Genomic DNA, 18,253 nt, shown 5'->3' on the forward strand with positions numbered 1-18,253 from the left:
CACGACACACCCGCATATTGACTTGCCCTGTGCCGTGATTACTGCTTGTTCATAGGCGACATCGGCGGCTCAGCCGCCAAGGAGCGTTTCGATGGATATGAATCGCATGACCATCAAGTTGCAGGAAGCGTTACAAGCCGCCTCGGGCCATGCCATGCGGAGAAGCCATCAAGGCGTCGACGTCGAACATGTCTTGCTGGCGCTGCTGGAGCAGGAAGGCGGCATCGCCGGCACGCTGCTGGAGTCCGCCGGAGTCGCCGTCTCGGCGGTGAAGGCCGCCGTCGAGCAGGCTCTCTCGAAGATCCCGCAGGTCCAAGGACCGGGATCCGGGCCGGGACAGATTCACCTCACCGCCCGGTTGGGCCAAGTCCTGACGCGGGCGGAAGAGGAAATGAAGGCGCTGCGGGACGACTACCTCAGCGTCGAGCACGTCCTCCTCGCGATGGCCGAGGAAGGCGGCATCCTCCGACGGGTAGGCCTGACGCGCGACCGGCTCCTGCCCGCGCTTCAAAAAGTCCGAGGCAACCAGCGCGTCACCAGCCAAGATCCTGAAGGCACCTACCAAGCCCTCGAGAAGTACGGACGCGACCTCACCAGGCTGGCCGGCCAAGGGAAGCTCGATCCGGTGATCGGCCGAGACGATGAAATCCGCCGCGTGATCCAGATCCTCTCCCGTCGTACCAAGAACAATCCTGTGCTGATCGGCGAGCCAGGCGTCGGCAAAACGGCGATCGTGGAAGGCTTGGCGCAGCGGATCGTGAAAGGCGACGTGCCCGAAGGGCTCAAACACAAGCGCTTGATCGTCCTGGACATGGGCGCCCTGGTGGCCGGCGCGAAATTCCGAGGCGAATTCGAGGAGCGGTTGAAGGCGGTGTTGAAGGAGATTCAGGCGGCTCAGGGCCAGATCCTCCTGTTCATCGACGAACTGCACACCGTCGTCGGCGCCGGGGCCGCCGAAGGAGCGATGGACGCCGCGAACCTGCTGAAACCCATGCTCGCACGCGGCGAGCTCCACCTGATCGGCGCGACGACGCTGGACGAATACCGGAAGCATATCGAGAAGGATGCGGCGCTGGAACGGCGGTTCCAGACGGTGATGGTCGATCAACCGTCCGTCGAGGACACCATCTCCATTCTTCGAGGGCTCAAGGAGCGTTACGAAGTTCACCATGGCGTGCGGATCAAGGACGCGGCATTGGTCGCCGCAGCCAAGCTGTCTCACCGTTACATTTCCGACCGGTTCCTCCCCGACAAAGCCATCGACCTGGTGGACGAAGCGGCGGCGCGGCTGCGCACGGAGATCGACAGCCTGCCGGCCGAACTCGACGAAGTCTCCCGCAAAGTCATGCAACTGGAGATCGAGCGGGAGGCCCTCCGCAAAGAGCAGGACCCCGGCAGCAAGGCCCGTCTCGACGCGTTGGAGAAAGAACTGGCGGAACTGAACCGTGATCTGCAGGCGCTGAAGGCGCGATGGGAATCCGAAAAGGCCTCCGTGGCGCGGTTGCGCAAGATTCGTCAGCAGATCGAAGAGGTCAAGCAGCAGATCGAGCAGGCGGAACGGGCCTACGATCTGAATCGTGTCGCCGAATTGAGGTACGGCGAACTGCCTCGGTTGGAGCGCGAGCTGGCGTTGGAGGAGCAAGGGTTGACCAAGAAGCAGGGCGAGAGCCGCCTGCTGAAGGAAGAAGTCGACGAGGACGACATCGCCGAGGTCGTCAGCCGGTGGACCGGCATCCCCGTCAGTCGGTTGATGGAAGGCGAGATGGACAAGTTACTCAAGCTGGAGGAGCTTCTGCATCGACGCGTCGTGGGACAGGACGAAGCTGTTCGTGCGGTGGCCGATGCGGTTCTGCGGGCGCGATCAGGGATCAAGGACCCCAACCGCCCGATCGGGTCATTCCTGTTTCTCGGTCCGACCGGGGTCGGGAAAACCGAGCTGGCCCGCGCACTGGCGGCGACCTTGTTCGACGATGAGGCCAACCTCATCCGCATCGATATGTCGGAGTACATGGAGAAGCATACGGTCGCGCGCCTGATCGGCGCGCCCCCCGGCTACGTCGGCTACGAAGAGGGCGGTCAATTGACGGAGGCCGTCCGGAGGCGTCCGTTCTCCGTGATTCTGTTCGATGAGATCGAAAAAGCGCACCACGATGTTTTCAACATCCTCCTGCAGGTGCTCGACGACGGCCGGCTGACCGATTCACAGGGCCGAACCGTGGATTTCAAAAACACGGTGCTCATCATGACTTCGAACATCGGCAGTCCTCATATCCTCGAATCCCAACAGACCGGAGGCTCTTACGAACAGATGCGCGCGCTCGTCATGAACGAGCTGCGCCGACACTTCCGGCCGGAATTCTTAAACCGCGTGGATGAGGTCGTCGTGTTCCACCCGCTGACGGAGGAACATCTGGTCAAGATCGTGGACATCCAATTGGGCCGGTTGCGCGAGCGCTTGGCCGAGCGGCGGATCTCGCTCGTCCTCACGCCGGCCGCTCTGGCGAGCATCGGGAAACGGGGGTACGATCCGGTGTACGGAGCCCGGCCGCTGAAGCGCCTCATCCAGCAGGAAATCGAGACCCCCTTGGCCCGCCAATTGGTCAAGGGAGAATTGCGGGACGGGGATACGGCCTCCGTCGATCTCAAGGAGGGACAGATCGTGATCATTCCGACCCTCGAGGCGAACCGGGTCGATGCTTAAGAGAGAACATCCTAAGGAACTGTCCGGCGTAAGAACCTGGAAGGTTTCAGAGAAGAGTCGGCGGGCGCAGAGGGCTTGACCGGGCGAGCGGCAGTGTTATCTCTTCATCGTACACGGATGGTTCTGGCCGCCTCATTCTTTAAGAAAGGAGGATCCCATGCTGACGACCTACGCGCCTCTCGATGTCGATCGGTTCCTGGACGACGTGCTCTCCACCGTGGCGGGCAAGGCAGTTTGGGTTCCGGCCTGTAATGCCTACGAGGACGAGCAGGGATTTTGGATCCAGGCCGCGTTGCCCGGAATGGATCGACAGGATATTCATCTCATGATGGAGGACGGTGTCCTGACCATCAAAGGCGAGCAGAAACAGGAAGAAGAAAACGCCAAGCGGGTCTACATGACCCGCGAGTTCCAAGGCGGGGCGTTTTCCCGCGCGTTTCGAGTCCCGGCGAGTGTGGACGCCGACAAGATCTCTGCAACCTACAAGGACGGGGTCCTGACCGTCGCCCTACCCAAGCGGGAGGAAACGAAACCTCGTCGGATTCTCATCGACCACGCGTGAGACCACTTCACATCGAGACGGAGGGGGAGGCGGCTTCTCCAGCCGCCTCCCCTTTCGTCATTCATCCGATCGCCACGGCACCGCCCTTCATATCGTTGTCCGTGCCGCTCATCCGGAGCTTATCGATTTTCCATTCGGTCGGCGACACGACCAACGTATGGCCTTTAATGGTGCGGAACTCGCCTTGAGTCAAGACCACGACGCCTTGCTTTTTGATCTCCATCTGCAGCACCACTTTTCCGCTTTCCCTGTGTTTGAGCAGCAGGCTGGTCGGAGTCTTCGACAGGTCGTAGGCCCGTTTTTCATTGAACGCCACGATGCTGTCCACGATTTTCACGGCCACCCGGCTGTTTTCGTCGAACATCGCGAAGTTGACGAGCAACGGACCTTCCGGCTGAGGTAACGAGACGGTCATCTGCGGGACGCCTTCGATTTCGATCGTGCCGTTGGTATTGCGGTACACGTTTGATCCGATTTCGATATCCATGCTCTCCTCTCAGCAGCAGGCTAGGGGGCGATGAGTTTAGCGGAACCCAGAATCCCCTTTCCGGCTTGTCTCCCGCTCTGCGCCTCCCGTCCGGCTACGGTTTTTTGATCCTGTCCAAAATCAGCGCGATACATCCTCCTAGCAAGCCTCCGCCGATGATGGCGGTGAGCAACTCCACCAACTTGACCTCCCATAACGATCCTTGGGCCTGCATCACTTCGCGGATGCCGCCTTGCAACATGATGACCGCCAACGCCATCGTCGCGCCGATCAGGAACCACCAGCCGAAGACTCTGAACGAATGCCACATGCGCCGTTCCCTAACCCGCATTATTCATGAACGCTTCTGCTGCTTCGGCCCATTGCAACAGCAGGGCAATGGGCACCCCGATACGCTGTTGGGCACCCATTGCATTCCCGGAGCAATGGGTCCCCGGCGTGCTCGCCACTCAGTCGGTCAACATACTGTTCAAGTATGCTTCCCTCCTTCGCGGCTGTGCTTGGGGGCACCCATTGCTCTTCTTGCTGCAATGGGTCTAGCACGGCGCGTCTGCCGGGCATCCGTTGCTCTTTCTGGTGCAACGGATGTAATGCGACGAACCGTCATGAATAATGCGGGCTAAAACTCGCCGCGCCGATCCAGGCTCCGGTACTGGATCGCTTCGGCGAGGTGCATCGCCTCGATGTCCTCCGAGCCGGCCAGGTCCGCGATCGTCCGCGCCACGCGCAGAATCCGACCGTACGCCCGGGCCGAGAGCCCGAGCCGCGTCATAGCCTGCTCCAGCAAGTGACGACCGGTTGCGTCGATTCTGCAATAGTTCTTGAGCTGACGCGGCCTCAACTGGGCGTTGGTGAAGATTTCGTCATGCTTGTATCGATCCGCTTGCCGGGCCCGTGCGGCCATCACCCTGGCGCGGATCGTCGCCGACGTGTCATGTGGCCGAGTCTCGTCGCCGAGTTCCCGAATATGCACCGGCGGGACCTCGATATGGATGTCCAGCCGGTCCCGGAGCGGTCCGGACAATCGGGCCCGGTATCGGCGGATTTGGTGCGGCGTGCACAGACACTCGCGCGTACGGTCGCCGTAATAGCCGCAGGGGCAGGGATTCATCGCCGCCACGAGCATGATTCTGGCGGGATAGCGCAACGAGCCGCTGGCGCGCGTCAGCGTGACGGTTTCGTCCTCCAACGGTTGTCTGAGACCGTCGAGCACGTGGCGTTTAAATTCCAGGATTTCATCGAGGAATAAGACTCCATTGTGCGCCAGCGAGACTTCACCGGGTCTCGGCACCGCCCCGCCGCCGATCAGGCCGGCGTCCGAAATACTATGATGGGGCGACCGGAACGGACGGGTCGTCAGCAGCGGCAGGCCGTCGGTCAGAAGACCCGCCACGCTATGGACTCTCGTGGTCTCGATCGCTTCCTCCGGCTGCATGAAAGGCAGAATCGTCGGTAGCCGCTTCGCCAACATGGTCTTACCCGATCCGGGCGGACCGACCATCAGGATGTTGTGTCCGCCGGCGGCAGCCACTTCCAGCGCGCGCTTGGCGTGGTCCTGACCCTTGACGTCGCCGAAGTCTTCGTCTTCCGTCGGCTGCCGACGAAACAAGGCTTCCCGATCCACTCCAGCCGGAGCGATGTGCTGCGCGCCTTGGAGAAACTCGACGGCTTCCGGCAGGGTATGGACCGGGAAGGCCGCCACGCCGTCCACCAGCGCCGCTTCCGCCGCATTCCCGGCCGGCAGGAGCAACTCATGAAAGTTTCGACAGGCCATGCCGATGGAAAGGGCGCCAGCGATCGGTTTCACACGCCCGTCCAAGGACAGCTCGCCCACAAGCACCTTCTTCTGAACCGACTCCGGCGGCAAGATTTCTTCGGCGATAAGAATGCCCACGGCGATCGCGAGATCCAGTCCCGATCCCTCTTTTTTCAGCCCGGCCGGGGCCAGATTGACGGTGATCTTTTTGACCGGAAAGGAAAAGCCGGTGTTCTTGAGCGCCGCACGGACGCGATCGCGACTCTCGCGGACCGTGGCGTCGGGAAGACCGACCACGGAAAACTGCGGCAGCCCGCCGCCGATGTCCACCTCGACTTCCACCAGATGGGCGTCTAGACCGACCACTGCCGCGCTCAGAACCTTTGCCAACATGTCGGTTCCGTAGAAATACAAATGCGCCTGAGGCGCTGCGGGATTATAGGCGGGCCCCGACCTGTTTTCAACAGAACCGGCCGTGCGGTGAGCCGGATGTGCGCACGCCGCGCACCGTTTTCGCTCCGTAGGACAGAACGGGCTAGCCCACATTATTCATGACCGCTTCTACTGCAACCGCCGATACGCCGCTGCGACCAGGCTGGTCGCGACTGGCAGCGACCAGCCGGGCGGGCTCGCCCCTCACGGCCTCAACAGACTGTTTCAAGTATGCCTCGGCCTCTCGGGGCTCCCCGCGGGGGTGCCCATTGCTCTTCTCGTGCAATGGGTCCAACGCGTGGCGTCTTGGCGGTTTCGTCACGAATCGTCATGAATAATGTGGGCTAGATTGCGTGAAGCCCCTTCAGTATAATCCGGTCCATGCGCCCCAGGATTTTGCTCCAGCGGTGCATCTCGTTCGCCCCCGTCGCTTTCACCGCCAGCACGACGATATCCCACACCCGTCGACGACAGATACTCTGTATCGGCGTCGCCTTCTGGGCCTGGATGCTGTGTTCAGAGCAGGTCCCGCCCGCCGGAGGCCAAGAGGACACGCCCCCCGTGGGCACGTGGCGGACGGCGGCGCCGGCCCCCACCAAACGGACAGAAGTCACGGCATCGGCGCTCGGCGGGAAGATTTATCTCATCGGCGGGTTCGCGGAGCCGAGTCTGGGCAACCTGACGAGTTTGGCGATCACCGATGCGGTGGAGGTCTATGACCCAGCCACTGATCGTTGGACGACCATATCGCCGCTGCCCGGCAAGGTACACCATGCAGGGTCGGCCGCCATCGCAAGCAAGCTCTATGTGGTCGGCGGGTTCACCCAATCACTCTTCTCCGTCTGGCGGCCGATCGCCAGCTTGTACATCTATGACCCGGAGGCCGACGCCTGGTCTGAAGGACCGCCCATGCCGACCCCGCGCGGCGCGCTCGCCGTCGCCGAATTGGACGGAAAACTCTATGCGATCGGCGGATACGACGGCAACGCCAACTCCGGCGCGGTGGAAGTCTATGACCCGTCGACGAATCGATGGACCGTCAAAACACCGCTCCCCACTCCGCGCGATCACCTGGCCGCCGTTGCGGTCCAAAATCGCCTCTACGCCGTCGGCGGACGGCTGAATCGAGACTACGGCCGGAATCTTGCGGTGGCCGAGGCTTACGATCCCGCCGCCGACCGGTGGGCTACGATCAAGGAGCTGCCGACGCCGCGCAGCGGCATCACCGCGGCGGCGATGTTCGACACGATCTACGTCATCGGCGGAGAAGCCCCCCAGGGCACCTTTTCGACGAACGAAGCCTACTTTCCGGACTCCGACCGGTGGCAAACGATGGCGCCCATGCCCACGGCACGGCACGGTTTAGGGTCGGCAGTGGTCGGCGGTCGTCTCTACGTTGTGGCCGGGGGGCCGAGACCGGGCGGATCGTTCAGCAATGCCAACGAGGTCTTCATCCCGTCGAAGAAGGCGGGAGCCACGCCGCACGATGTCATGCCGGCCCGACGAGCCGCTCCCCAACTTGTGGGCGCCGTCATGGCGCTCTTGGCGACATTCGACGTCGCCGGCGTCCTTCCTCCCGAGTCCAGCCCGGAGGCCAACCGGCTCATCAAGGCCCTCATCCAATTTCAATCCGCTTTCATGAAAAGCGCCGATGCCGAAGTGCGCCGATGGTTCACCGAGGCGATCGAGGCGAAATTCGGCGCACAAAGCTCCGACGCTTTCGCACGGTTCCGCACGAACGGCTGGACTTCCGAATCGCTGGAAGCCGTCGTCGATTACGCAGCCGTCCATTCCGTGTGGGACCGTGACGGCCTTGAACAAGGCTTCCGAGAATTCAACGTCGGCAAGGCTGACTGGGAACTGCTCACGAGAATTTTCCGCTCCGCCCGCGAGCGTCTCGCGGCGAACGGCAAGGATCTGCACCGGACCTATGCAGCCAAGCGGCGGGAGATGCCGGGCTCTTAACTCCGGTTCATGTTGCTTGTATCCATTTATTTGGTTTGTTTGGCGCGTTCCGGCTTAACCAGATGAACAAGAGAAACCAAACGAACCTTGTCCAGCCTAACAGCGGGAGGAGAGCATGTCGACCAAAGCCTATATCCTCATCAAGGTGAAAGCCGGGAAAACCAAGGAGGTGCTGCACGCGCTGAAAAAGATCAACGGCGTCGAGCAGGCGCACCCCTGTTTCGGCCAGCCGGACATTTTCAGCTTTGTCAACGTGCCGGACGAACGCTCGCTCTCGGATGTCGTCATCACCAAGATTCATACCATCGAGGGTGTCGAAGAAACCGATACCCACATCGTGGCGGAAACGTGACGGAGGCGACGCGTGAAGCGTGATGCGTAAAACGTGACGGAGTATCACGGATTCCTTTCTCGCAGGGAATCGTCACCTCTCACTCATCACGGACAATATCACGGTTCTCCCGGTGTCGGCTGATTCATAACACGCATCGGCGATTTCTACGGCCCGTTGTCCGTCCTCACCGGAGACGGGCATCGGGGTGCCGCGCATGAGCGCGTCGAGAAAGGCCCGCAAAACCGCCACGATCGTCGGTCGTGGCTCGAGTTCATGGACGGCGCACGCGCCGTCGGCCGAGTGCACGACGAGCCGATGATGAAACCAGTCGGCCGTCAGTTGTCCGTCTTCCCCGATCCACTCGGCCCGGCTGGTTCGCACCGGACTCTCGCATGATACATCGATCACGCATGAGAGGCCTCCGGCGGTACGAAGGGTGACGAAGGCCCTCGTTTCCACGCCCAGGCCGCTGGAATCCGCCAGCTCGCAGCAGACCTCCCGCACGTCTTCTCCGGTCAGAAACCGCACCAAATCCAGCAAGTGGACACCGACCTCCAACAACACGCCCCGGCCTCCATAGTCGTGGGGATCCTTGCGACTCTGAACCGACCGCTCGATCCGCGTGGTCAGCGTGAAATAGCGCCGCCGTCCCACCGTCGGCAATCGAGCCTGCAAGGCCAGCACGGCCGGATCGAATCGGAGGGTCTGCGCGGTCATGAGCGGCACGCCGGCGCGGGCCGCGGCTTGTACGATTGTTCGCGCCTCGGCTCCCGTCGCCGCCAACGGCTTCTCGATCAGGATGGGCTTCTTCGCCTGCACGGCCTCGAGGCAGATGGACCGGGTGAGCGTCGGAGGCGTAACCACGACGACCGCATCGACCTCGGGGTCCGCGACCAGTTGGCGGTAATCTCCATAGCATCTCACTTCGTGTCCGGTATCCAGATCATGCCCGCGCTCGACGGTTTTCCGGCAGACCGCCACCAGTTTGGCCTGGGCGATATCCTGGAGCAGATGGCGGGCGTACCGCAACCCATGCCTGCCCAACCCGATGAGCCCGATTCCGATGCTCGGCATCGATCCTCCTTGGCCGCGCGTCTGTTCAGACAACGCGGACGTCCCGCGCAGATCGACACTCTACCGGCGGTCGGTTCGCCGGTCAACCGCGGACGTTGCATTGACAATGTTTCGACCCCGTCGCTATAGTACGCCGCACAATTGATCGGGCGCGTAAATCGGCGTAGATCGGGATCTCGCGATGACTGAGCGAACCCCTCCCTTTTCGTTGCAACAGATCGGAACCGGCGCAGTTCGTTTTCCCAGCGGCGCTCCCATTCCCTCCGCCAGCGATATGGCCGTTGATCCCTACAGCCGGTCGCGCCAACCTAAAGGTCATCAGGTCGAGGCGCTGCAGTTCTGGCCGCAGGAAAAGGGGACCTATCCGGGAATCATTCTGTTGCATGAGTGGTGGGGCCTCACGGCGCAGATCAAGGACCTGGGCGCTCGTCTGGCCTGCGAGGGCTACGCCGTCATCATCCCGAATCTCTACGGGCGGATCGGCGGCATGGTGACCGCCAGCGATGAAGTCGCGGCGGCGCTGATGGGACGCGTCAAAGAGGCGGACTTGGTTCAGGACATCAATTCCTGCTGTGAGTTCCTCAACACCCAGGAATACGTCAAACGGAACACCTACGCGGTGGTGGGATTCGGCATGGGCGGATCGCTGGCGATTCGTTTCGGATGTCACCGGAAGCGTTTACGAGCGGTCGTCGCCTTTTACGGGAAGACGGTCAGCCCGGGTGAACTGCTGAAGGATCTGCAGTGCCCCTTGCTGTACCATCAAGCGGGACGGGACGAGTGGGCTACGCAAGAGGATGTCGATCGGCTCTTGTCCGCCGCTAAGGAATACGGGAAGCGGGTCGAGGTTCGCACGTATCCCGATGCGCCTCATGCCTTTTGCAACGATGCCCGGAAAGACTCCTATCGCGCGGATGCGGCCCGAGAGGCCTGGAACTCGAGTATCGACTTCCTGAAATCCAGTTTCCAAGGCGCGTAACCGACTCCGCGCCTTTCCTGCCGCTCTTGCCTCCCCTCACGATCGTCGACCGGCACAGTCGCCCACCTCGATTGCGATTCGTCTCAGAGACACGCTAGAGTAACGACGATGGCCGCGCTCAGGTCTCCGCAGGTTGCGTTGTTTCTGCTCGGGTTGGGAGTGGCCCTGGCGGCCGCTTCCTTCGCGCCTGCCGCTCCGCCTCCGGCTTCGACCAGCCCGGCGACGTCCATAGAGTTGCCGGACTTCGAGCAGGTTGTGCGCAACCACGCGGACACGCTCGCCGGCGTGAATTCCGATGCCGAAGCCCAGACGTTGTTCATCACAAAACTCGGACCGATCCTCGGGCTCAACGACGTCATCGGCGCGCTTGCGACCAAACGGTTGGCCAGAAAGCCCTTCGCGGAGTCCGTCTATCAGCATCTCAGCGAAGCATCTACTCGGCTCATCGCCGAGCTCGCCGTCTGGAGGGTCGCCCTGTCCGCCGTTCAGGCTGCGGCCGATCCTTCGCGATGGACGACCTTGGAACAAGAGCTGAGCCGACAACAAACCTGGATCACCCAAGCAACCGGCCGGCAGGCCCTCGCGTCTCTTGTCACGGTCGCGCAGGTTTTGGCGGCTTTCCCTCTGACCCAAGATCACACCGGGTCGATTCCCGAACGCTTTTCAGACTACGTCGCGCAACTGGATCAGCGGTTTCCTGCGCTGGTCGGTCCCTCGTCCTGGCTTTCGCTGGCGGAACAGCACGGGATCGCGGCAATTCGCGAACGCCTCTGGGACGTTCCGGCCATTCGGGATCGCGAACCAGCCGAACAACGCGCGCTGGCGGCCCGCTACGTCGAGTTTCGACTCCGTCCCGTCCTCATCACCCACCTGATGGCGTTGGCCAGCCGGGCTCAAGCGGAAGCCGGCCGCGTGGCCTTCGATTATTGGCTGCGTCTCCGTCTGTGGAAGGAGAGCTTGCGCGAGCACCGGGGGCTGGCGCGTCTGTGCGGCACCTGGCAATGGACCATCCACAATCATCAAAATCATCAGGAACAGAAACTGTCGCTGGTCTTTCCCCCGCCCGGTTCAGCCGCCGGCAACAGGCCAAGGCCGGCCGAAGTCGTCGTCCTGGGCGACGCCGTGTATTTGCGGTGGGAGTCGGGGGGACATCTCCAAGAAGACAGTTTATTGTTCTCAAAAGAAGACCAACGCCTGGAGGGGACATTCGTCAATACGGCCGGAGGCTGGGGGTCGATCTCAGGCAAACGGACGGCCGGCTGCCGGGCTCAGTAAATCAAGATGGACGAAGTTTCCAACTCCTCCAGCCGAGTATTCCCCACCCGGCCAGGAACGCAACTCCGCCAAGAGGAGTCAGTGCTCCCAACCACGTGATTTCCGTGAGCGAGACCGCATAGAGGCTGCCGGAAAAGAGCAGAATTCCCGCCACAAACAACCAACCGGCTGCGGCGAATTTCCCGCTGGGCGATCGGTCGACCGCCCATGCCACCACAAAAAGTCCGAGCGCATGGTACATTTGATACCGTGCGGCCGTGTCGTAGACCGCCAACAACCCTGGGTCGAGCGTCCGCTTTAGCATGTGCGCACCGAAGGCTCCGGCCGCCACCCCGGTGAACGCGAACAGAGATCCGATAAGAAGAAACCGGCGCGCCTCAGTCTTCAACATGACCGATGGCTCCCATACTCATGCGACCGCGCGACTGCCGAATGACGAATGACCGGAAGGCCTCCTCGAGCACTTCGTCCGCGCCAGGCGGGACCGCCCGATTGTAACACGAGTGGTTGAATTTCACCGAGCCGACCCATGCCCGTTGAATGTCCCCGCTGCCTGCTGACAAATGACGACGGCGTGTTGCTCTGCGAGTGCGGATACGATTTGGTTCCTCATATCCGGCGATGCCGGGTCGCGCCGGCGCCGGCGGAGCCGCCCAGGTCCGTGCTGTCCAAAGAAATGCGGAAACGCCACTTTCTGCTCGGCCTTGCGCTGATCTGGTTGGTCCTTGCGGCAGCGGAGTGGCAGAAGCTCTGGCAGTCCGTCAGCGGACGTGAACCGGTCGAGTTGGCCTGGGACAGTCTCTGGATCGGGCTGGCCGATCTGGGCGGCGCCTTGGTGATCGGCGCGTTGGGTTGGATCGGCGTCTGGATCGCCCGCGCCTACGAGGAACGCCGGCTGCCGCTCTGTCCCAAACGGGTGACCTTCGGCGTCACCGTGGCGGCCGCCGCACTCATATTGATCGCACGAATCACGAACCCCGTCGTCGTCGCAGAACAGGCAATCCATGGGTTGACCATCCTGGCTATTGCCGGCCTGTCGTACTATGCCGGCTGCCGGGGATGGTTCGGGAAATGGTGAGGGCTTTCGCATGCTGACGAGCCGCCGCAACGAAAAAGACAAGACTTCCTTGGATCTTCGCGATCATCCACGGTATGAAGTCAATCTGGCGGTCGCCTATTCCGGCGATCAAGTCGTTGGACGAGGCGTGGTGGTCAATATCTCCCGTGGAGGGTGCGGGATCAAAGCGGACGCCACCATTCCGATCGGCACGTTTCTCGAGTTGAGCGTCGACCTTCCACCTCCTCGCTCTCCCCTCCACATTGATCTGGCCATCGTCCGCTGGTCGCTCGGAAAGAACTTCGGGTTGGACTTTTTGCAGGTGCATCCGGATCACGAAACACAGCTCCGCCGGTTCCTTAAATCTCTGTAGAACCGCCGCTCCGGTACGAGGAAACACTTCTTCCGAAAATGGCGGATAGATCAGAGGGCTGGTTTGAGCTGGACCGCAAGGCGGGATTTCCTGATCGACATCAGGCCGCGCTGGGTCTCGGTCGGAACATAGGGCCCGGCATTCCGGTCTTTGTACCGCGACTCGAACTGCCCGATCAGATCGACGACTTCCTGGTAACGCCCCTGCCTGGTCAGCATCTCAACAAGGCGAAAGTACGCGGGGACGACGAACGGCAAATGCCGCATCTCTTTGGCTTGCTCGATGACGTACCGATAATTGAGCATCGCCGTATCCGGTTTGGATTCCTCCGACACCATCGCTTCCAACATGTGGACCGCCACCCGGTCGGCCGCCGCACTGATACTGCGTTCCCATGGTCCGTTGATGAGCGCGGAAATCTCTTGTCCGGACAACTGGATCGTGCCCGAGATCTTGGCGGCTCGAAGTCGTTCCACCGCGTGTCGGGCCTCCGGCCACGCGCCGTAGATCCCGACCAACAGACCGCCGCACCCCATCGGATTCGTACATTGGCCCCGCAGCGGGGTGAAATGCTTTTTCGCAACGACACTCGGAAGAAACGCCTTGCCGTGAGCTTCCCGACAGATCGTACACGTGCTCTTGTCGGCAGGGACCACGAAAAGATACATCCTGACTCCGGACCGATCGAAGATATCAACGGCCAGGATGCGGCCCTTCAGAACCTGCATCTGGTGATACTGCCAGACGACTAACAGAGCCAGGACGGCAACCAAATACGGCAGGAAATCCGGGACGATAATGCCAGCTTGAGTCTCCATAGAAGAGCCCCCGTGTTCGCCTACGCTTGACAGCCTAGGCGAAGTATAGCATCGCCATGAGAAAATACCGAATCATACATCAGAACATGACACGGGCGGATAAACGCCCGTCTATCGTTCTTGGCCGCTCGGCACGACCATGCCCGTTTGAATTCTCACTCGGTCTCCATTCACGAAAGCGACAGGACGTCCCCATCGATAAGTGAGCGATCTCGCCCCGTTAGGAACCGGCACAAGCACCCATTTGTCGTTCGACCAGAACAGCATCTGTGTCCCTTCCTGCTGCGATTGAATCGTACAGCCGTCTTCCCGAACAAACACCCGACCTTCCGGAAGCCAGTGAAACGATCCCTGGATGAGACAATCAGGGCCGTCGGCAAACGCGAGAACGAGCCACGCAAGAGCTTCGACCGCGGTCATCGATGGGCCTCATGACAAGCCACAGGAGGACCGCCCGGACGAGCAAAGCAGAACGGGATATCTCAGACGCTCCGCCTCCGGACACGACACTCAGGTCTAAGCGTAACACTGCTGCGCGGTCTGTAAAGATTTGACAAACGGATCGGTGTTTGCTTACTGCGCTGGGGCTGACTCTGGTGCTCCTGGGCGGTTACGAGCGCTTGAACACGGGTGACGGCACAACCAAACTTGCCAGCCGTTACGGGCGGTGACGGAACAGGCGCATCGCGCTGGAGTTCTTACGGCGGGTGAAAGGGGGACGCGGCGCGTAGCGGAAAGTGGTGCCGGAGACCGGGCTCGAACCGGTACGGATCTGTGGATCCAAGGGATTTTAAGTCCCTGGCGTCTGCCAATTCCGCCACTCCGGCGTGTCGAGAGAAAGGTTCCTGAACCTGCTCTTTGCAGCGGCGTGACTCTAACACCGGGGTTGTAGGGGGTCAAGGTAAGGGATGATCACACAGCAACGGCCTGTCGCCGGCATCGGCAGCAGGCCGTTGGTCGAAAGGCGATGAACCGGGCGTCGGTATTAAGCCGCTTCGACGACGGGTTTCTGGTCACGCTTCTGCACGAGCTGCTTCCCGCGCTCGACGGCTTCGGTCACGCCGGACTTCACGGCGCGGCTGAAGCGCGTCGCCTGAATGTGAGCGCGCTTGGCATAGCGTCCGAGCGTGCGCCGCGTCTCAGCTCCGGATCGGGGGGCGAACAACAGCCCCAAGCCCGCGCCCACTACCGCTCCGCCGGCGACCAACGCGGCCACTTTCGCAATCTGACGTCCTTCGGTTGACATGATACAAACCTCCTTCCTCGACAAACAGAGTGTGACAGGTGTGATTGATACCGTTGAGCGCTCGGTTTCATCATACAGCACCAACCATGCCAGAATCGAATTGACCCATCGACCGGCAAAACCGCACGTTTAACGCCCATCCGATGTACCCTTCGCAAACGAGCTCGTGACTTTTTTAGCACAGGTGTAGCGCGATCAGCTCCAAAAACGCGACACACGGATTGGCGCAGAGCCGCTCTGGACATGGCCTCACGGCGAGAGAGATTGCAGCAGAACGATCGCTTTGCCTCGAGTTTCTCGGGCGTCTTCCGGCGCGCCTTGGGCGTCGTACACAACCGCCAGATTCACGAGGCTTCCAGCCTCCCGCGCCCGGTCCCGTAGCGCCCGATAGAGCGCCAGGGCCCGTTCGTGATGCTCCGCAGCGCCGGCCAGATCGCCTTGAATTTGATGCAGATACCCCAGCAACGCCAACGTATCGGCTTCCCGCAACCGGTCGCGGAGCGCCTGATAGAGAGCCAAGGCCTTCTTGGCCATCAGGATTCCGTCTTGATGGAAGCCGAGGGCGGCATCAAGGTGGGCGAGCGCCACCCGGATGCCGACCTCGGCCCGTTGGTCTCGTTGTTGCTCCGCCAGACGAAGGGCCTGCTCGTACAACCTCCTCGCCTCATCCAAGCGCTCCTGGCGTACCTGCGCGCCGGCGATGATCGCCAGCGCGTTCAATTCCTGTCCCAGATCCCGGCGCCGGCGCGCCTCCGTCAGCGCCTCGTCCAACAACGCAAGCCCTTGCTCGATTCGTCCATCGTCGATGCGCAGGTTGCCGAGCAGAGTCGCGCCCTCGGTCCAGGCTTGAAGATCGCGCGCCTGCCGACACAAGGCGAGCGCCTGTTCGTAGGATCGCTCCGCGGCAACCCGGTCGCCGAGTATTTCCGATAGGCGTCCGAGCCGCAGCAACGAACGGGCATAGGCGCCTTTGTCCGGAAGCGTCTTGAAGATCGCCACGGCGCCTGTCACCGATTCCATGGCGGCGCGCGTGTGCCCTTGACGTTCCTGGATCGCCCCGATGCGCATCAGGCTCGCCGCTTCTCCCCGCCGGTTCTTCGTGACACGAAACGCCGTCAAGGCCCGTTGATAGTACGGCATGGCTTCCTGCAGGTGATTCTGCACTTCATGGATGTCGCCGATCCTGAGCAGTTCATCGCCGTCCAGCATGCGCGGCGAGGAGGCGTCTTTGATCGGGAGGGGATGTACGAGGCGCAGATCCGTGGGGGCGGCGGGGAAGCCGGCCGTTAAATCTGCGGAGTAGGCGACAGCGGCCGCACCCAACGCGTAGAGCAGGACAAGGCGCCCGATTGCCGACATAGCGGTATGATACCGCCGCCGGTTTTCGGGCGCATCTGCATTTATCGGCGCTTCACCTTGCAAACCTTCCCTCTCCTCTTTTATGATCGCCGCGCTTCTGCAAGCCAATGAGCCGCTGCGGTCGTTGACATGATTCCCTATCCGAACATCGACCCTGTTTTTCTCCGGCTTGGCCCGCTGCAATTCCGCTGGTACGGGCTCATGTACTTGATCGGGCTGACAGCCGCGTACTTTCTGATCAAAGCCAAAGCGGCTGCGCAGCAATTGGCGCTGACCAAAGACCAAATCTACGACATGATCGTCTATGCGGCGGCGGGTGTCTTTGTGGGCGGGCGACTCGGCTATACGCTCTTCTACAATTTCTCGTACTACCTTGAACACCCGGCGAAAATCATCGCGGTCTGGGAAGGCGGCATGTCCTTCCACGGCGGTCTCATTGGAACGATCGTTGCGCTGTGGTGGTTCAGCAGACGGCGCGGCATTCCGGTCTATACGGTGGCCGATCTGGCCGCTTCCGCGACCCCGATCGGCTTGGGGTTGGGCCGGATCGGCAACTTCATCAACGGCGAGTTGTACGGGAGGCCGACGAACGTCGAATGGTGCATGGTCTTTCCCGGCGGCGGGCCCGAGTGCCGCCATCCGTCGCAACTGTACGAGGCGGCGCTCGAGGGCCTCTTGCTGTTTGTCGTCTTGTGGTGGATCGGGCGACGCCCCACGCCTCCAGGCACCGTCTTCTGGAGCTTTATCACCGGTTACGGGTTGTGCCGTCTGGTGATCGAGTTCTTCCGCGAGCCGGACCAGCACCTTGGCTTCATCTTCGGCCCCTTCTCGATGGGGCAGGTCCTCTCCGCGCCGATGATCCTGCTGGGCGCCTTGATGCTGGCGGTAGGCTATCAAAAGGCCGCGAAACGTAACGAGTAACGCGTCATGTCTCACCGATTGTCTTCACTTTCGCCCACATCACTCAACATTCCTCATTCCTAATTTCTAATTCATAATTCCTAATTTCTTTCAATACGGCATCTCCTCATCGTCCAGCCCGAAGTGGTGGCCGATCTCGTGGACCACCGTATCCCTGACTTCCTGGACCACCTCGGCTTTCGTGCGACACAGCCGCAGGATCGGCCCGCGATAGATGGAAATGCGCGCCGGCAAGTGGCCCCCGGCGTGAAAGAACGATTCGCTGTCCAGCGACGCGCCCTGATACAAGCCGAGCAGATCGTCTTCCGACTCCAACTCCAGATCGTCCAGCACCTCGCGCGGTGGTTCATCTTCCACCACGACCGCCACGTTGGTGAGCAGCTTGGCATAGTCGGCCGGCAGGCTGTCGATCGCCTGTCGCACCAGCGCGGCGAACTCTTCGTCTGAGACCGCCAGAGAGCGGCGTCGCCGGGCCATCATGACACTCGCCGCCCGCCTCCCTATCGCGGAGCGGCATCCAGAAAGGATTTGCCCTTCACCCGATCCTCTTCGAACGAGCCGTGGCTGCGGAGCGGCGGCGCGTCCCAGATCACCTTATTGCCGGGCGCCAGGTTCGCCGCCTCGATGTAATGCTTCTTGGCGCTTTTGCCGTCTCCCAGCCGATCCAGGACCAGACCCAAATTGTAATGCGCTTCCGCCAACGCGGGGTGCAAGTCAATGGCGGAGACATAGGCTGCTTTCGCCCCGGCCCAGTCTCGGGCCGCGTAAAGCGTGTTGCCCTCCTCCAGCTTCGCCGCAGCAGCAGGGGGCGTACCGGGCGGCGCATGGAGCGTCCGCTGTTGAACCTCCTGCCGGCCGGCGCAGCCGCCCAACACGAGTCCGGCCAGGACGATCACCCACCATCGATGCATGGC

20 protein-coding genes and 1 tRNA gene are annotated in these 18,253 nt (G+C 61.7%); 9 read left to right on the forward strand and 12 right to left on the reverse strand.

The window, feature by feature from the left end:
• Positions 1-91 precede the first annotated feature (91 nt).
• Positions 92-2,701, forward strand: coding sequence for an ATP-dependent chaperone ClpB (gene clpB, locus AB1555_09900; protein ID MEW6247010.1), 2,610 nt, complete (start codon positions 92-94; stop codon positions 2,699-2,701).
• Between the two features lie 157 nt (positions 2,702-2,858).
• Complete coding sequence (locus AB1555_09905; protein ID MEW6247011.1) at positions 2,859-3,263, forward strand: Hsp20/alpha crystallin family protein; 405 nt, start codon at positions 2,859-2,861, stop codon at positions 3,261-3,263.
• A 61-nt stretch (positions 3,264-3,324) separates the two neighbouring features.
• Here the strand turns inward: AB1555_09905 and AB1555_09910 are convergent, their stop codons facing one another.
• The 3 genes from AB1555_09910 to AB1555_09920 all read right to left on the reverse strand — a co-directional run bounded on the left by AB1555_09910 (position 3,325) and on the right by AB1555_09920 (position 5,899).
• A complete protein-coding gene (locus AB1555_09910; GenBank protein MEW6247012.1) occupies positions 3,325-3,750 on the reverse strand; it encodes a hypothetical protein in 426 nt (141 codons plus the stop codon).
• 94 nt (positions 3,751-3,844) lie between these two features.
• Positions 3,845-4,060: a hypothetical protein gene (locus AB1555_09915; GenBank protein ID MEW6247013.1), complete on the reverse strand. Its 216-nt coding sequence runs from the start codon at positions 4,058-4,060 to the stop codon at positions 3,845-3,847.
• Between the two features lie 309 nt (positions 4,061-4,369).
• Complete coding sequence (locus AB1555_09920) at positions 4,370-5,899, reverse strand: YifB family Mg chelatase-like AAA ATPase (GenBank protein ID MEW6247014.1); 1,530 nt, start codon at positions 5,897-5,899, stop codon at positions 4,370-4,372.
• A gap of 600 nt (positions 5,900-6,499) precedes the next feature.
• Here AB1555_09920 and AB1555_09925 point away from each other — a divergent pair.
• The gene (locus AB1555_09925) at positions 6,500-7,903 is read left to right on the forward strand and encodes a kelch repeat-containing protein (protein MEW6247015.1); all 1,404 of its coding nucleotides are present in this window, start codon (positions 6,500-6,502) and stop codon (positions 7,901-7,903) included.
• A 115-nt stretch (positions 7,904-8,018) separates the two neighbouring features.
• On the forward strand, positions 8,019-8,255 hold the full coding sequence (locus AB1555_09930; GenBank protein ID MEW6247016.1) for an Lrp/AsnC ligand binding domain-containing protein: 237 nt from the start codon (positions 8,019-8,021) through the stop codon (positions 8,253-8,255).
• A 72-nt stretch (positions 8,256-8,327) separates the two neighbouring features.
• Here the strand turns inward: AB1555_09930 and AB1555_09935 are convergent, their stop codons facing one another.
• A complete protein-coding gene (locus tag AB1555_09935; protein ID MEW6247017.1) occupies positions 8,328-9,311 on the reverse strand; it encodes a Gfo/Idh/MocA family oxidoreductase in 984 nt (327 codons plus the stop codon).
• 181 nt (positions 9,312-9,492) lie between these two features.
• Between AB1555_09935 and AB1555_09940 the strand changes: the two genes are divergently transcribed.
• Together AB1555_09940 and AB1555_09945 are read left to right on the forward strand one after the other, a co-directional pair.
• A complete protein-coding gene (locus AB1555_09940; protein MEW6247018.1) occupies positions 9,493-10,290 on the forward strand; it encodes a dienelactone hydrolase family protein in 798 nt (265 codons plus the stop codon).
• Between the two features lie 108 nt (positions 10,291-10,398).
• The gene (locus tag AB1555_09945) at positions 10,399-11,565 is read left to right on the forward strand and encodes a hypothetical protein (protein MEW6247019.1); all 1,167 of its coding nucleotides are present in this window, start codon (positions 10,399-10,401) and stop codon (positions 11,563-11,565) included.
• Between the two features lies 1 nt (position 11,566).
• On the opposite strand, the gene AB1555_09950 is transcribed toward AB1555_09945, so the two are convergent.
• Positions 11,567-11,956 carry a DUF423 domain-containing protein gene (locus AB1555_09950; GenBank protein MEW6247020.1) on the reverse strand — a complete coding sequence of 130 codons (390 nt, stop codon included), beginning with the start codon at positions 11,954-11,956 and terminating at the stop codon, positions 11,567-11,569.
• Positions 11,957-12,094: 138 nt separating this feature from the next.
• Between AB1555_09950 and AB1555_09955 the strand changes: the two genes are divergently transcribed.
• Complete coding sequence (locus AB1555_09955; GenBank protein MEW6247021.1) at positions 12,095-12,643, forward strand: hypothetical protein; 549 nt, start codon at positions 12,095-12,097, stop codon at positions 12,641-12,643.
• A gap of 10 nt (positions 12,644-12,653) precedes the next feature.
• On the forward strand, positions 12,654-12,995 hold the full coding sequence (locus AB1555_09960) for a PilZ domain-containing protein (protein ID MEW6247022.1): 342 nt from the start codon (positions 12,654-12,656) through the stop codon (positions 12,993-12,995).
• A 50-nt stretch (positions 12,996-13,045) separates the two neighbouring features.
• On the opposite strand, the gene AB1555_09965 is transcribed toward AB1555_09960, so the two are convergent.
• The 5 genes from AB1555_09965 to AB1555_09985 all read right to left on the reverse strand — a co-directional run bounded on the left by AB1555_09965 (position 13,046) and on the right by AB1555_09985 (position 16,418).
• Positions 13,046-13,813: a hypothetical protein gene (locus tag AB1555_09965; GenBank protein MEW6247023.1), complete on the reverse strand. Its 768-nt coding sequence runs from the start codon at positions 13,811-13,813 to the stop codon at positions 13,046-13,048.
• A 111-nt stretch (positions 13,814-13,924) separates the two neighbouring features.
• Positions 13,925-14,233, reverse strand: coding sequence for a hypothetical protein (locus tag AB1555_09970; protein ID MEW6247024.1), 309 nt, complete (start codon positions 14,231-14,233; stop codon positions 13,925-13,927).
• Positions 14,234-14,551: 318 nt separating this feature from the next.
• Positions 14,552-14,640: transfer RNA gene (locus AB1555_09975), tRNA-Leu, on the reverse strand.
• 158 nt (positions 14,641-14,798) lie between these two features.
• A complete protein-coding gene (locus tag AB1555_09980) occupies positions 14,799-15,059 on the reverse strand; it encodes a YtxH domain-containing protein (protein MEW6247025.1) in 261 nt (86 codons plus the stop codon).
• A 249-nt stretch (positions 15,060-15,308) separates the two neighbouring features.
• A complete protein-coding gene (locus AB1555_09985; protein ID MEW6247026.1) occupies positions 15,309-16,418 on the reverse strand; it encodes a tetratricopeptide repeat protein in 1,110 nt (369 codons plus the stop codon).
• Positions 16,419-16,550: 132 nt separating this feature from the next.
• On the opposite strand from AB1555_09985, the gene lgt reads away from it, so the two are divergent.
• Entirely contained in the window at positions 16,551-17,339 is a 789-nt protein-coding gene (gene lgt / locus AB1555_09990; protein ID MEW6247027.1) for a prolipoprotein diacylglyceryl transferase, read from the forward strand.
• A gap of 90 nt (positions 17,340-17,429) precedes the next feature.
• Here lgt and AB1555_09995 read toward each other — a convergent pair whose 3' ends face one another.
• Entirely contained in the window at positions 17,430-17,816 is a 387-nt protein-coding gene (locus AB1555_09995) for a metallopeptidase family protein (protein MEW6247028.1), read from the reverse strand.
• A gap of 23 nt (positions 17,817-17,839) precedes the next feature.
• Positions 17,840-18,250 (reverse strand): tetratricopeptide repeat protein, encoded by a 411-nt coding sequence (locus tag AB1555_10000; GenBank protein MEW6247029.1) that lies wholly within the window; start codon positions 18,248-18,250, stop codon positions 17,840-17,842.
• Between the last annotated feature and the right edge of the window lie 3 nt (positions 18,251-18,253).

The organism is Nitrospirota bacterium (assembly GCA_040755395.1).
GTDB lineage: Bacteria > Nitrospirota > Nitrospiria > Nitrospirales > Nitrospiraceae > DATLZU01.